Here is a 13,281-nt window from a genome sequence, read left to right as displayed (position 1 = left end):
GTCGCACGGTGTACATGTGTTCACTCAAACAGCGACTCGGAATCTCGCGCAAACCCTGCGGGAGCGCGTGCTGGGCTCGGACCTGCTGGACCTGCTCGCCGGTCCGCACGGCGTGGACCGCTACACCGAGCTGGTGGCGCCGACCTGGACGCTGGGCGAGGCCCGCGCCAAGGTCGTCGACGTGCGCCGCGGCACGCCGCGCAGCGTCACGCTCACGCTCGCGCCCAACGCGACCTTCAAGTCCCGCCACACCGTCCGGGCAGGCCAGTACGTCAACCTCACCGTCGACATCGACGGCCGCCGGCACACGCGTTGCTATTCACCGGCCAACGCCGAAGGCGGCGACCACCTCGAGCTCACGATCGGCCACCACGACGGCGGGCTGGTGTCGACCTTCCTGTACGAACGGGCCCGCCGCGGCATGGTGGTCGGTCTGGCCGGCGTCGGCGGCGACTTCGTATTGCCCGCGGTGCTGCCGCGCCGGATCCTGCTCGTCTCGGGTGGAAGCGGCGTCACACCCGTCATGGCGATGCTGCGCACGCTGATCGCCGAGCGCCACCGGGGTGAGGTCGCCTTTCTGCACTACGCCCGCACGCCCGCCGAGGCGTGTTACCGCGACGAGCTGGCCGCCCACAACGATCGGCCGGGCGTCCGCGTTCTGCACGGCTACACCCGCGCCGACGCCGGCGACCTCGCAGGGCGTTTCGGGCCCGAACACCTGGCCGCCGCCATGCCCGACCCCGATGTGGTGTTCGTCTGCGGGCCGACGGCTCTGGTCGACGCCGTGCGGCAACACTGCGACAACGTGCACACCGAGAGCTTCGTACCACCGGCGTTCGATGCGCCGCCCAACCCTTCGGGCGGGCGAATCACGTTCGCCGACAGCGGGATCGACGTCGTCGACGACGGGCGGTCCCTGCTCGAGCAGGCCGAAGCGGCCGGCCTGACACCGCAGAACGGGTGCCGCATGGGCATCTGTCACACCTGCACGCGGCGCAAGACCACCGGGACCGTGCGCAATCTGGTCACCGGCGCGGTGTCCACCCAGCCCGATGAGGACGTGCAGATCTGCGTGTCCGTCCCGGTCGGCGACGTCGACCTGTCCCTCTGAATCTGTTTATGGAGAGGAGTAATGCCATGACACCCAACGAGATCACCTTGACCCCCGAGCAGGCCGACGCCTTCGGCCGCGAACTCGACGCCATCCGGGAACGCGTAATGGCGGACCTCGGCGAACAAGACGCCGACTACATCCGCCGCGTCATCAAGGCACAGCGCGCGCTGGAGGTCGGCGGCCGGGCCCTGCTGTTCCTGCCGCCGGCGTGGCCGCTGGGCACCGCGATGCTGGGCGTGTCCAAGATCCTGGACAACATGGAGATCGGCCACAACATCATGCACGGCCAATACGACTGGATGCGTGACCCGGCGATCTCCGGCCGGTCCTTCGAGTGGGACACCGCCTGCCCCGCCGACCAATGGCGGCACTCACACAACTACATGCACCACACCCACACCAACATCGTCGGGATGGACCGCGACATCGGCTACGGCATCCTCCGGATGAGCGAGGACCAGCCCTGGGAGCCGTACTTCCTGGGCAACCCGGTCTACGCGTTCCTGCTGATGGTGCTGTTCCAGTACGGCGTCGCGCTGCACGAGCTGGAAACCGAGCGCTGGCGCGCCGGCGAGATCACGCTCGCCGACAAGCGTGAGGTGCTACGCGAGATCTGGAAGAAGACCCGCCGGCAGACGCTCAAGGACTACGTCGCCTTCCCGCTGCTGGCCGGGCCGTTCGCCCCGTTCGTCTTCGCGGGCAACCTGTCGGCCAACCTGATGCGCAACGTGTGGTCGTACATGATCATCTTCTGCGGCCACTTCCCGGACGGCACGAGCGAGTTCACCGTCGAGGAGACCAAGGACGAGTCCCGCGGCATGTGGTACTTCCGGCAGGTGCTCGGTTCGGCAAATCTGACCGGCGGCAAGCTCTTTCATCTGCTGTCCGGCAACCTGTCGCATCAGATCGAGCACCACTTGTTCCCGGACATGCCGGCCCGCCGGTATGCCCAGATCGCGCCCGAGGTGCAGGAGATCTGCCGGCGCTACGGGATCCCCTACAACCAGGGCCCGCTGGTGCGCCAGTTCGGCACCGTCGTCCGCAAGATCGTCAAGCTGACCTTTCCGGACTCGTGGACGGGCAAGCCCAGCCCCGACAAGCCCGCCGACCGGCTCGCCGTCGCCGCATAACGTATCCGTCCCGCTTCTCACCGGAGCATTGCCTCGGGCCCTTTCCGGGGGACAATGAGGTGCGTGGAATGGACCGGTGCGCGCTACGCGGACACCCCCACGGTGGAGGCCTCGACGTGGATCGACGCCGACCCGGCGCGGGTCTGGGATCTGGTCTCCGACATCGAGCTGATGCCGACGTTCAGCAACGAGCTGAAGGCGGTGGAGTGGGCCGAGGGATCCGACCGGCCCCGCACCGGCGCCCGCTTCGTCGGCCACAACGAGCATGAGGCGTTCGGGAAGTGGAGCACCACCTCGCAGATCGTCGCGTGCGACCCCCCGCGCGAATTCGCCTGGGCGGTGGGCGAAACCGAAAACCCGTCGGCAACTTGGCGATTTCGGCTGAACCCCCGGGACGGCGGCACCCTGCTGAACTTCTGGATGCGGATGGGGCCGGGACGCTCGGGGCTGTCGGTGGCCATCGACTCGATGCCCGACAAGGAAGAAAAGATCGTGTTCGTGCGGATGCGCGAATTCGAGGCCGCGATCATCAAGACGCTCGCCGCGCTCAAGAGGCTGGCCGAACGCGGAGTCCGTTGATGCGGACGGCCACGACGGTCGAGTTCTCCGGCGCCGCAACCGAAGTCGTAACCCTGGTCGTGGAAGCCGAGAAGCTGGGCCTCGACGTGTGCTGGGTGGCCGAGGCCTGGGGTTCGGACGCGCCGTCGGCGCTGGGCTATCTCGCGGCGCGGACCGAGCGGATGTTGCTCGGCTCGGGCATCCTGCAGGTCGGCACCCGGTCGCCCGTCCTGGTCGCCCAGACCGCGATCACCCTGTCCAACCTTTCGGACGGGCGCTTTTTGCTCGGGCTCGGCGCGTCGGGTCCGCAGGTGATCGAGGGCCTGCACGGCGTCTCGTTCAGCCGGCCCCTGGCACGCATCGCCGAGACCGTCGACATCGTCCGGCAGGCGTTCGGCGGAGGCAAAATCTCGCACTCCGGCAAGGAATTTCAGATCCCCCGTCCCGGCGGGGAGGCGGTCCCGATGCGGCTGTCGACAAAGCCCGAGCACCCCATTCCGATCTACCTCGCCACGCTGTCACCGGCGATGCTGCGCCTGACCGGACGCATCGCCGACGGCTGGCTGGGCACCAGCTTCGTGCCGGAGGGCGCCGGCGACGCCTACTTCGCCCACCTGGACGAGGGGCTGGCGAACGCCGGCCGCGTTCGCGCCGACATCGACGTCTGTCAGGGGGCCGAGGTCGCCTTCGCCGCGGACGAGGACGAGCTGCGCGGCATGATCGCGGGCCGCAAGAAGGAGCTCGCGTTCAGCCTCGGTGGCATGGGGTCGTCGAGCACGAATTTCTACAACCAGGCCTACGGCCGGCAGGGCTGGGCCGACGTGGCGGCCGAAGTGCGGGAGCGCTGGCAACGCGGTGACCGCGACGGCGCGGCAGGGCTGGTGACCGACGACATGGTGCTGGCCACCACGCTCATCGGCACCGAGGAGATGGTGCGGTCGCGGCTCGCCGTCTGGCGCGACGCCGGCGTCGACACCGTGCGGCTGTATCCCGCCGGCGACACGTTGGACGCCAAGCTGTTGACCTTAGGCCGGGCCATCGAGCTGGTCCGCGAGGTCGCGTAGCTTCACCAGTTTCACCTCGGGCCGCTGCGGCATTCGGCTTTCGCGCCGAACGTGCGGCTGGCTTCACGCTCGGTGTCGAACGTGCGGCTGGCTTCACGCTCGCTAAGCGGCGTGCCCGAGCCGATCAGGAGCGCGGTTCAGTACACGCTCGTCGGAGCATCGGATACCTTCCCAAGTTTCACTTCGGGCCGCTGCGGCACACCGTCGGCCAGGAACCAGCGGAACGCGAGGTTGCCTTGCGGATAGCCCAGCGTCGTCAGCGAATTCGGGTGGGTCGTCATCGCGTGGGACAGGACGATCGTCACCGAGCCATCACCGTTGGGCACGGCGCTGTGCCCGTTGACCGAGCAACGCGCGTCTGCCGCGCCGTAGGTCGCCATGAACTGGTTCCACACCACCATGTTCCAGAACCGGCAGTGCGGGGGCCGGTGCGTGATCACCAGCGCCTCGTCCTCATCGAGCACGAAACTGCCGTAGGCGTAGCACGCGTCGCGGGCAGACCAGCCGAAGTTGGCGTCGGGCACCTGATAGGGTTCGGCGAATTCGTTTGCCGCGTGGGCGGTCTCGTGACCGAGCGCGTGTTCGTCATCGACGCGGGTGCCTACCGCCAGCGGCACGATGGCGAACATCGTGCGCAACCAGGTGGCGGCCGCCCGCAGGCCGGCGGCGGTCTCGGCGTCGCCGTGCCGGATGGGATCGGGTTCGTCGAGCGCCTCGATGTGCCAGACGACCGGGCGGCCGGTGAGCGGGTCGGCCTGGTAGTCGCGCGTCATCAGCACGGCCGCGTCCCGGGTCGGCGGGAATTCGAAGCTGAAGTTGCCGTCGGCGTCGACGTCGAGGTCGCTGTCCCTGACGATCGCCACCACCCGGTCCGACCATGCGCCCGGCGACGGCTCGTTGTAGGCCGTCACCGAAAAGTACACGCTGTCACCGCGATTGCCGCTGACGCGGTAGCGCCGCTCCGGATCGACCGGGCACAGGAAGTAATAGGCGTCGGTGTTGTCGCCGCCCCACCGGCGGTCCCGGCGGAACGGCGTGTTCACCGCGACGAACTGCGGCCGGCCGGGCTCGGGGAACAGGTAGGTGTCCAACGCGACGCCCAGCGTGGTGGCGAGCGTGCGGTAGCCGTCGGCGATGTGGCGATCGTCGGTGACGGCACGGTCACCCTCGAGGAAGGAGCGGTCGAGGGCGCCCAGGGTCGCGAGCAACTCCTGCCACGCGGCCGTCGATTCGTGCGTCATCCTTGGATTCCCTTCAGCAGCAACCTCGTCGTGCGGTCGACCCAGGCGCCGTCGAGTTCGCCGGCGCGGGTGAGCAGGCCCATCAGGGTGATACCGGCGATGGCCTCGGTGACTTCGGCCGCGGTGATGTCCGGCCGGACCTCGCCGCGGCGGGCGGCCCGTCCCAGCAACTCGGTGAGCCCGCCGCCGATGACGCCGCCGAACCTTTCCAGCAGCGCCGAGTGCAGGGTCGGATCCGCGGCCATCTCGCCCACCAGCCCGGGTAAAGCCGCCCTGGCCGCCGGTGTCGTCAGGAAAGCCATTGCGCGGGCGACCATTTCACGGAGGTCCTCGGGCAGCGACCCGGTGTCGGGCAGCTCGGTGGCGGCGCCGATCGGGAACACCGCCTCGTGGACGAGGTGAGCCTTGCTCGGCCAGCGCCGGTAGATCGCGGGCTTGCTGGTGCCGGCTCGTTCGGCGATCGCGGAGACCAGCAGTCCGGCGTAGCCGGTCTCGGCGAGCAGTTCGGCGGTCGCGCTCAGCACCGCGCCGTCGATGCGGGGGTCACGGGGTCGGCCAAAATCCACTACCATTACGAAACCGAGAGTAACATAAGTCGGCGTGACCGACGCCGTTCGCCTTGACGACCTCGCCCGGCCCCGGTTCAGCACCGAGGCGCAGCAGATTCTCGACATGATGGCCGCGATGGCCGCGGAATGTCCGCTGGATTCCGAGGCGCTGCACGCCAGGGCCGCCGCCGACACCGGACTGCACGATTTCGGCGCGCAAGACTACCGGGAGCGGCTCGACGTCTACCTCGCCGCGCTGCGCGACATCGACGGGTTGCACCCGGCGGGCGCGGTCAACTTCTTCGCGCAGCTGCTGCAGTTGCTCAAGAACCGGTTGCTGTTCACCGATCTCCTGCGCCGGCACCCCGAAATCGATGACATCGAACTGCAGCCGCCCATCGTGATCGCGGGCCTGCCCCGCACCGGCACCACCCACCTGCACAACCTGCTGGCGGCGGCTCCCACCTTCCGCACGATGCCGTATTGGGAGAGCGTCGAACCGTTCCCGCTGCCGGCAGAGGCCGGCAGCGAGCCGGATCCGCGGCGCACCCGGATGGACGTCGGGGTCGGCGTGATCAATACCGTGATGCCGTATTTCCCGCTGATGCACGAGATGACCGCCGACCACGTGCACGAGGAAATCCAATTGCTGGCCAACGATTTTTCGACGATGTTCTTCGAGACGCTGGCCGACGTGCCCCGCTGGCGCGACTATTACCAGGCCCACGACCAGACGCCCCACTACCAGTACCTCGCCCGCCAGCTCAAGGCCATGCAGTTCCTGCGCGGCGGGCGGCGCTGGCTGCTCAAGTCGCCGCAGCACCTCGAGCAGGTGCCGGTGCTCGATCGGGTTTTCCCCGCCGGCATTGTCGTGTTCACCCACCGCGACCCCGTCCCGGTGGCGCTGTCGATGATCGCGATGATCACCTACTCGGCGCGGATGCATCGCTCGCCGGTGCCGGTGCCGAAGATCGCGGCCTACTGGGTCGATCGCCTCGACCGGATGCTGACCGCGCTCGTCCGCGATCGTGAGACCATCGGCCCGGAACGCTCGATCGACATCCGTTTCGACCGTTTCATGGCCGACGAGCTCGGCGTCGCCGGGCAGGTGTACGCGCTGGCCGGCGAACCGTTCACCGAACCGGCCCGCGCCGCGGTCGCCGACTACCTGGCCGACCACCGTCGCGGCCGGCTCGGAAACGTCGAGACGTCCGCCGAGATGTTCGGCCTCACCGACGACGGCCTGCGGGCGCGCTTCGCGCCCTACGTGGAACGGTTCCTCGCCTGATCCGCTCGGGCGCTCATCGAGTACCTTCTCAACACATGGTCGCTATGCCCGCGCTGGAAGGTGTGGAACACAGGTACATCGAGCTGGGGGACGGTGTCACCATCCACATCGCGGATGCCGGTCCGGCCCATGGTCCGGCCGTGATGCTGGTGCACGGCTTTCCGCAGAACTGGTGGGAGTGGCACGCGCTGATCGGTCCGCTGGCCGCCGACGGCTATCGGGTGCTGTGCCCCGACCTGCGGGGCGCGGGGTGGAGCTCGGCGCCGCCATCGAGATACCTCAAGAACGACATGGCCGACGACCTGGCCGCGGTGTTGGATCGCTTGGGTGTCGCGACCGTCAAACTCGCCGCGCACGACTGGGGCGGACCCGTCGCGTTCACCATGATGCTGCGGCATCCGGAAAAGGTCACCGGGTTTTTCGGGATGAACACGTCCGCGCCGTGGGTGAAGCCCGACCTGAAAATGCTCCGCAATCTCTGGCGGTTCTGGTACCAGGTCCCGATAGCGTTGCCGGTCATCGGTCCGCGGGTGGTCGGCGATCCGAAGGCCCGGTTCTACCGCGCTCTGGCGTCGTGGGTCGGCGGGGGATACCTGGTGCCCGAGGACGACGTCCGCTTCTATATCGAGTGCATGCGCCAGCCCGGGCACGCGCTGGCCGGTTCACGTTGGTACCGCACCTTTTTGAGCACGGAGGTGTTTCGCTGGCTGCGCGGCGAATACGACGACACCCGGGTCGACGTGCCGGTCCGCTGGCTGAGCGGCACCAAAGATCCGGTGCTGACCGTCGATCTGCTGGACGGATACGCCGACCGCATCAGCGATTTCGAGGTCGAGGTCGTCGAGGGCGCGGGTCACTGGATCGTCGAGGAGCGGCCTGATCTGGTCCTCGACCGGCTCAGGTCCTTCCTGCGCGCCGAAAGTTGAAGCGCCGCGGTGCGTTTCGGCGCTACTCGACGCCGATGGTGACTTCCGTGGACTTGATGAACACCGTCGCGGGCTGACCGACCGCAAGCCCGAGCTCGGTCGCTGCGTCCTTGGTGACCGACGACGTGACGATCTGTTCACCGCCGTCGAGCTTCACCTTGACGATCGCCATCACGCTGCCGAGATTGACCTCGGTGATGGTTCCCTTGAGTTGGTTTCGTGTCGACAGTCGCATCGCAATCCTCCGGGTCGGGGTCAGCGACGAGCCTAGTGTCGCGGGCCGAGCAGGGCGATGGAGGCGTCGACGGCGGGTTCGACGACTTCCCGGACGGGCCGGCCGTCTTCGACGGCCAGCGCCGTCAGCTCACGCAGGCCGCCCAGCAGGATCACGGCCAGCGGCGCGGTGAGCGGTGGCAACTCCGCGCGGCGAAAACCAGGGCTGGCGCTGAGGTCGATCAGCAGGTTGGACAACATCTGCACGCCCCGGCGCTGGACCGGACGGGCGACGTCGCCGAGCGACGGGAGCTCACGAATCAGGCTCAAGGTGATGGCCGGCCGGGCCTCCATGTGGGCGACATAGGCCTCGACGGCCTGACGAATCTGCCGGTGCCAGTCGGCCTCGGGGTCGACGGCCGCGGCGATACCGCCACCGAGCTTCTCGATGTCGGCCCGCAGCAGCTCCAGGAAGCAGTCTTCCTTGCTGGCGAACTGGTCGTAAAAGGTGCGTTTGGAGGTCCGGGCGTGGCGGACGATGTCGGCGACGGTGCTGGCGCGATAGCCGCGTTCGCCGATCGAGGCGGCGAGGCCGTCGAGCAGGCGAAGCCGGAACGGATCCGATCCGGCCTGGGGGTCGGCGCGGAGCACGTCGTCTACCGCTGATGTCACGGGCGGCGCCCCCTTCGGCGAATGCGGCACCTTGTCAGGTCTGGTACTTCAGAGTACCGTAGCGGAAAAGGTTGTGGTACATCGCGGTACCAACCCCGAACCGGGGAGAAATGGGGAACATCACCGCATGAGCGACGTCGTCACCGCCCCACCGGCCGTCCGGTTGCCGCCGACGCCCCGAATCCCGAAGTTGCTCTGCGGAATCGTCTTCGCGATCTCGCGGCGCGGCATGATGGAACGGCTGGCTCGCCGCCACGGCAACGTCTTCGCGCTCAACATCCCGATCTACGGTCGCGTGGTGATGGTCGGTGACCCGCAGCTGGCGAAGCAGATCTTCACCACCAGTCCCGAGGAGCTCGGCAACATCCAGCCCAACCTGAGCCGCCTGTTCGGGTCGGGTTCGGTCTTCGCGCTCGACCGCGACGAGCACCGGCAGCGCCGGCGGCTCCTGGCGCCGCCGTTTCACGGCAAGAGCATGAAGAACTACGAGGCGATCATCGAAGAGGAGACCCTGCGCGAAATCGCAAAGTGGCCGGAGGGCAAGCCTTTTGCGACGCTGCCGTCGACGATGCACATCACGCTCAACGCCATCCTGCGCGCCGTCTTCGGGGCCGACGGCGCCGAGCTGGACGAGCTGCGCCGTCTCATCCCGCCGTGGGTCACGCTCGGGTCGCGGATGGCGCCGATGCCCAAGCCCGAACGGACCTACGGCCGGTTCAGTCCGTGGGGCCGGCTGGCCGAGTGGCGCCGCCAGTACGACGTCGTCCTCGACAGGCTGATCGCCGCCGAGCGGGCGGACCCCAACTTCGCCGACCGAACCGATGTGCTCGCACTGATGTTGCGCAGCACCTACGACGACGGTTCGGCCATGTCCCGCAGCGACATCGGCGACGAGCTGCTGACCCTGCTGGCGGCCGGGCACGAAACCACGGCAGCGACTCTCGCCTGGGCCTTCGAGCGGGTGAGCCGCCACCCCGACGTGCTGGCAGCCTTGGTCGAGGAGGCCGATAACGGCGGTGACGAGCTCCGCCAGGCGGCGATCCTCGAGGTTCAGCGGGCCAGGACGGTTGTCGATTTCGTCGGCCGCAGCGTCTGTCCGCCGGCATTCCGGCTCGGGGAATGGGTCATCCCGCAGGGAGATTCGATCATCGTCAGCATCGTGCAGATCCACAACGACCCCGACGTCTATCCCGAACCGGAGCGCTTCGATCCGCAACGCTTCGTCGGTGGAAAGCCCTCGACGTTCGCGTGGATCCCCTTCGGCGGCGGCGCGCGGCGCTGCGTGGGCGCGGCGTTCGCCAACATGGAAATGGACGTGGTGCTTCGAACGGTCTTGCGCCACTTCACCATAGAGACCACGACAGCGCCGGGCGAGCCGTGGCACTGCCGTGGTGTCACCTACACGCCCAAGAACGGCGGGCGGATCGTGGTGCACCGGCGCTGAGTCAGCGCGCGCCGCGCGGCCCGGGGGCCGGCTTCGGGGCGCGACGGGCGGTCTCCAGCGCGATACACAGTTCCGCCGCGGCCCGGGGTTCGGCCAGCAGACGGCCCGTCCGATGCTCGAGTTTGCGCAGTCTCTGGCGAACCGTGTTGGGGTGCACGTAGAGCTGCTGGGCCGCGCGCTCGGTGGAACCCCCGTTGTCGATCCATGCTTCCAGCGTGTCGAGCAGCAGCTCTCGGTCGTGGTCGGGCAAGTCGTCGAGGGGGCCCAGGACGGTCGCCGAAATGTGGCCCATCACGTCGGGGTCGGTCACGGCCGTCACCGCCATCACGTCGCGGTCGAAGACGGTGACGGGTGCACGGTCGGGACGGCATCCCGTCATCGCGATGCGCGCGTATCGCAGCGCGCCGGCGGTTTCCGCGAGGTCGGTGATCAGCGGGCTCATGCCGATTCGGGTCGGCGGGTATCCGCTGAGTTCCTCGATCACGGGATCGAGCGTCGGCTGCGGACCGAGATGCAGGATGCCGATCTCGATGTCGGGTTGCAACCGCCACGTGGACGAGATGCCCCGTACCGAGAGGCGGTGCTCGATGTCGGGTAGCACGGAGCGTCAGATGCTGGCCAGTTCGGCGCACACCACGACGTAGGGCCCGCGCAGCGAAATCCTCAGTGCGTCGGCGGCATTCCAGAGGTCCAGGTTGTCGGGCAGCCGGCCGTCGATGAGCGCCTGCACCATCGCCGAGCGTTCCCGTTGGCGGCGGACAAGCTGGCGGCCCATTTCCTCCTGGTATCCGCTCACCATCGCGGTAGTGAACTCATCCAGCGCCATCCACATCGCCGTGGCGGCATGCACCAGGCCGCTGTCGCTGACCGTTGCGGACCGCACCGCTTCGGCGCGCAGTTCGTCCCAGATGAAGCGTGCGCACTTGCGGTAGGAATCCATGACCGCGGGCAACGGCACGCCCGCGGCCGCGCGGTCGCGTCCCGTGGCGGCGGCCGCGGCCGTGTCGTATTCGCTTTCGGGTTCACCGAAAACCCCAAGGATGAACTCGAGATGGTCGCGCACCGTCGCGCGCAGCTGGTCGTCGGTCACCAATGCGACGGTTCGGTGAAAGTCGACGTCGCGGCGCATGATCCCGAGCATGGTGTCGGCCAGTTCGTCGGCGCGCGACAGCAGGGCCGCACCGAGTTCGGCGAGTTGTGCGTCCGCGGAATCGGCTGCCATAGCGGCAGCCTAATCCGAGTCAGGGGATCAGCACCGTTGGGCCGCGGCCCGCATCGTTGCTTCAGCCCAGGTGCGCCAGTTGGGGTTTGGTGGGCACCACGATGACCGTGGGACCGTCGGCGCCGAGCGCGCCGTTGAATTCCTTCACCAGTTGTTCGGTGTCGGCCACCGTGACGGCCCGGCACCCGAAGCCCGTCGCCAGCGATTCGATGTCGAGGCCGGGCAGATCCAGGCCCGGGACTCCCGGCGTCTTCTCGAGCAGCGCAAAGGATTTCAGGACCGCATACTCGCCGTTGCGCATCACGACGAACACGATCGGCAGCTTGTGCTGCGCGGCGGTCCAGATCGCCTGAATCGAGTACTGGAACGAGCCGTCGCCGATGGTCGCCACGACGGCGCGTCTGCGACCGGCCACCCGGTCGCCCAGCGCGACGCCGACCGCGCCCGGCACTCCCCAACCGATACCGCCGCTGCCGGTGGCGAAGAAGGCGTGCGAACGCACGGTGGGCAACCAGCGCGCCTGCTCGGCCATCGTCGACGTCGACTCGTTGACCAGCGCCGCCTCCGGCGGCTTCACGGTGTTCAGCGCGGAGTACACCTGCTCCGGGGTGAACGGGGCGGTGGCGGCTTCCACCGCGCCCGGGCTGCGGTCCAGAGCGGTGGGGGTGGGCCGGCCCGACCCGGCTTCGATCAGCGGGGTGAGCTGCTGCAGGGCCAGCAAGGTGTCGCTCAGCAGGCTGTCGCCCACCGGTGCGGCGCCAGCCAGCCACGGGTCCGCGGTGATGTGCAGCAAGTCGGTGCCCTCGGGCAGGTAGTCGCCGGCCACGTACGGGTAGTACCGGAAGACCTGAGCGCCGACGACGACGACCACGTCGTGGCCGCGCAGCACCGCGTTCACCTCGGCGATCGTCATCGGCAGCATGCCCTGATACAGCGGGTGGTCCTCGGGGAAAGACAGCCGGTCGGGCAGTGGACTGGCATACACCGGAGCGTGCACTCGCTCGGCGAACGCGACGGCGGCGTCCCACCCGCCGGCGCGGTCGACTTCGGGGCCGATGACCACCAGCGGCCGGTGTGCCCGGTTGATGCGCTCGGCGAAATCGCCGAGGCGTGCCGCGTCGGGCGCGCTACGGTGGCTGGCGGTGCGGACGACCGCGGGCCCGAGTGCCGGCTTGTCCCAATCATCAAGGGGGATCGACAGGTACACCGGCCCGGCAGGCGGCTGCACCGCGACCGTGTAGGCGCGCATGAACGCCGCCGGCACGTCCTCGGCGCGGGCCGGCTGGTACGCCCACTTCACCCATGGCAGCGGGAGCAGCGTTTCGCTGGTGTTGGTCAAATACGGCTCGCACAAGACCATTTCGCGAGTCTGCTGACCGGCGGTGACGATCATCGGGGTGTTGCTCTTGTACGCCGCGATGAGGCTGCCCATCGCGTTGCCGGTGCCGGCAGCGGTGTGCAGATTCACCAGTGACGGCTTGCCGGTCGCCTGCGCGAAGCCGTCCGCCATCGCCAGCACCGACGCCTCCTGGAGGCCGAGCACGTACGTGAAGTCGTCGGGAAAGTTCTTCAAGAACGTCTGCTCGGTCGAGCCCGGATTGCCGAAAACCGTCGTCAAGCCCAAGGTGCGCAGCAGATCGTACGTGACATCCCAGACGGTGTTTTTCGACGGCATGAGCCAAAGATCCCTTCGTGGTGGCTTACCCGAATGGATCGAGCGCCCGCGTGTGCGGGCGCTCGATCCCTATTGCGTTAGATTCTCGGGCTCGTGGGGGCGTGTTGTCGATGTTCTGACCGACAGCATCTCGACGCGACCACAGTGGTTGTCCACACTGTGGGAGCGGGACCACCCGCGGGAACG

Annotated in this window: 14 protein-coding genes; 7 read left to right on the top strand and 7 right to left on the bottom strand. The window is 68.3% G+C overall.

The genetic code is table 11. The features are described from left to right. Nucleotides 1-16 precede the first annotated feature (16 nt). From A5705_RS25775 to A5705_RS25760, 4 genes are read left to right on the top strand one after another with little or no spacing between them, the layout of a single operon-like run. Complete coding sequence (locus A5705_RS25775) at nt 17-1,111, top strand: ferredoxin reductase (protein WP_068280871.1); 1,095 nt, start codon at nt 17-19, stop codon at nt 1,109-1,111. Between the two features lie 26 nt (nt 1,112-1,137). Further along, nucleotides 1,138-2,244, top strand: a complete 1,107-nt coding sequence (locus A5705_RS25770) for an acyl-CoA desaturase (protein WP_068280866.1) — start codon at nt 1,138-1,140, stop codon at nt 2,242-2,244. A 54-nt stretch (nt 2,245-2,298) separates the two neighbouring features. After that, nucleotides 2,299-2,823 carry an SRPBCC family protein gene (locus A5705_RS25765; protein ID WP_197517084.1) on the top strand — a complete coding sequence of 175 codons (525 nt, stop codon included), beginning with the start codon at nt 2,299-2,301 and terminating at the stop codon, nt 2,821-2,823. Continuing rightward, entirely contained in the window at nt 2,823-3,866 is a 1,044-nt protein-coding gene (locus A5705_RS25760) for an LLM class flavin-dependent oxidoreductase (protein WP_068280863.1), read from the top strand. The genes A5705_RS25765 and A5705_RS25760 overlap by 1 nt, the downstream gene beginning before the upstream one ends. 137 nt (nt 3,867-4,003) lie before the next feature. Here A5705_RS25760 and A5705_RS25755 read toward each other — a convergent pair whose 3' ends face one another. Next, entirely contained in the window at nt 4,004-5,107 is a 1,104-nt protein-coding gene (locus A5705_RS25755) for a DUF1214 domain-containing protein (protein ID WP_067883979.1), read from the bottom strand. Beyond that, nucleotides 5,104-5,679 carry a TetR/AcrR family transcriptional regulator gene (locus A5705_RS25750; protein WP_067883977.1) on the bottom strand — a complete coding sequence of 192 codons (576 nt, stop codon included), beginning with the start codon at nt 5,677-5,679 and terminating at the stop codon, nt 5,104-5,106. Before A5705_RS25750 ends, A5705_RS25755 begins: the two co-directional genes overlap by 4 nt. Before the next feature lie 28 nt (nt 5,680-5,707). On the opposite strand from A5705_RS25750, the gene A5705_RS25745 reads away from it, so the two are divergent. Then, nucleotides 5,708-6,943, top strand: coding sequence for a sulfotransferase (locus A5705_RS25745; protein WP_067883975.1), 1,236 nt, complete (start codon nt 5,708-5,710; stop codon nt 6,941-6,943). 35 nt (nt 6,944-6,978) lie between these two features. Then, nucleotides 6,979-7,869, top strand: coding sequence for an alpha/beta fold hydrolase (locus A5705_RS25740; RefSeq protein WP_067883974.1), 891 nt, complete (start codon nt 6,979-6,981; stop codon nt 7,867-7,869). Between the two features lie 22 nt (nt 7,870-7,891). Here A5705_RS25740 and A5705_RS25735 read toward each other — a convergent pair whose 3' ends face one another. Both A5705_RS25735 and A5705_RS25730 read right to left on the bottom strand, forming a co-directional pair. Further along, nucleotides 7,892-8,104 (bottom strand): molybdopterin-binding protein, encoded by a 213-nt coding sequence (locus A5705_RS25735; protein WP_067883972.1) that lies wholly within the window; start codon nt 8,102-8,104, stop codon nt 7,892-7,894. A gap of 32 nt (nt 8,105-8,136) precedes the next feature. Next, nucleotides 8,137-8,733: a TetR/AcrR family transcriptional regulator gene (locus A5705_RS25730; RefSeq protein WP_067883970.1), complete on the bottom strand. Its 597-nt coding sequence runs from the start codon at nt 8,731-8,733 to the stop codon at nt 8,137-8,139. A 148-nt stretch (nt 8,734-8,881) separates the two neighbouring features. Here A5705_RS25730 and A5705_RS25725 point away from each other — a divergent pair, with 148 nt between their 5' ends. Then, complete coding sequence (locus tag A5705_RS25725) at nt 8,882-10,198, top strand: cytochrome P450 (protein ID WP_067883968.1); 1,317 nt, start codon at nt 8,882-8,884, stop codon at nt 10,196-10,198. A 1-nt stretch (nt 10,199) separates the two neighbouring features. Here A5705_RS25725 and A5705_RS27570 read toward each other — a convergent pair whose 3' ends face one another. The 3 genes from A5705_RS27570 to mdlC all read right to left on the bottom strand — a co-directional run bounded on the left by A5705_RS27570 (nt 10,200) and on the right by mdlC (nt 13,095). After that, entirely contained in the window at nt 10,200-10,799 is a 600-nt protein-coding gene (locus A5705_RS27570) for a CdaR family transcriptional regulator (protein WP_082956691.1), read from the bottom strand. A 6-nt stretch (nt 10,800-10,805) separates the two neighbouring features. Then, nucleotides 10,806-11,420, bottom strand: coding sequence for a hypothetical protein (locus A5705_RS27565; protein WP_082956690.1), 615 nt, complete (start codon nt 11,418-11,420; stop codon nt 10,806-10,808). A gap of 61 nt (nt 11,421-11,481) precedes the next feature. Then, nucleotides 11,482-13,095: a benzoylformate decarboxylase gene (gene mdlC / locus A5705_RS25715; RefSeq protein WP_067883964.1), complete on the bottom strand. Its 1,614-nt coding sequence runs from the start codon at nt 13,093-13,095 to the stop codon at nt 11,482-11,484. Nucleotides 13,096-13,281 lie beyond the last annotated feature (186 nt).

It is taken from the genome of Mycobacterium sp. E787, from assembly GCF_001668725.1.
GTDB lineage: Bacteria > Actinomycetota > Actinomycetes > Mycobacteriales > Mycobacteriaceae > Mycobacterium.
Note: the sequence above shows the minus strand (reverse complement) of the source record. Positions and strands in the feature narration are given on the sequence as shown.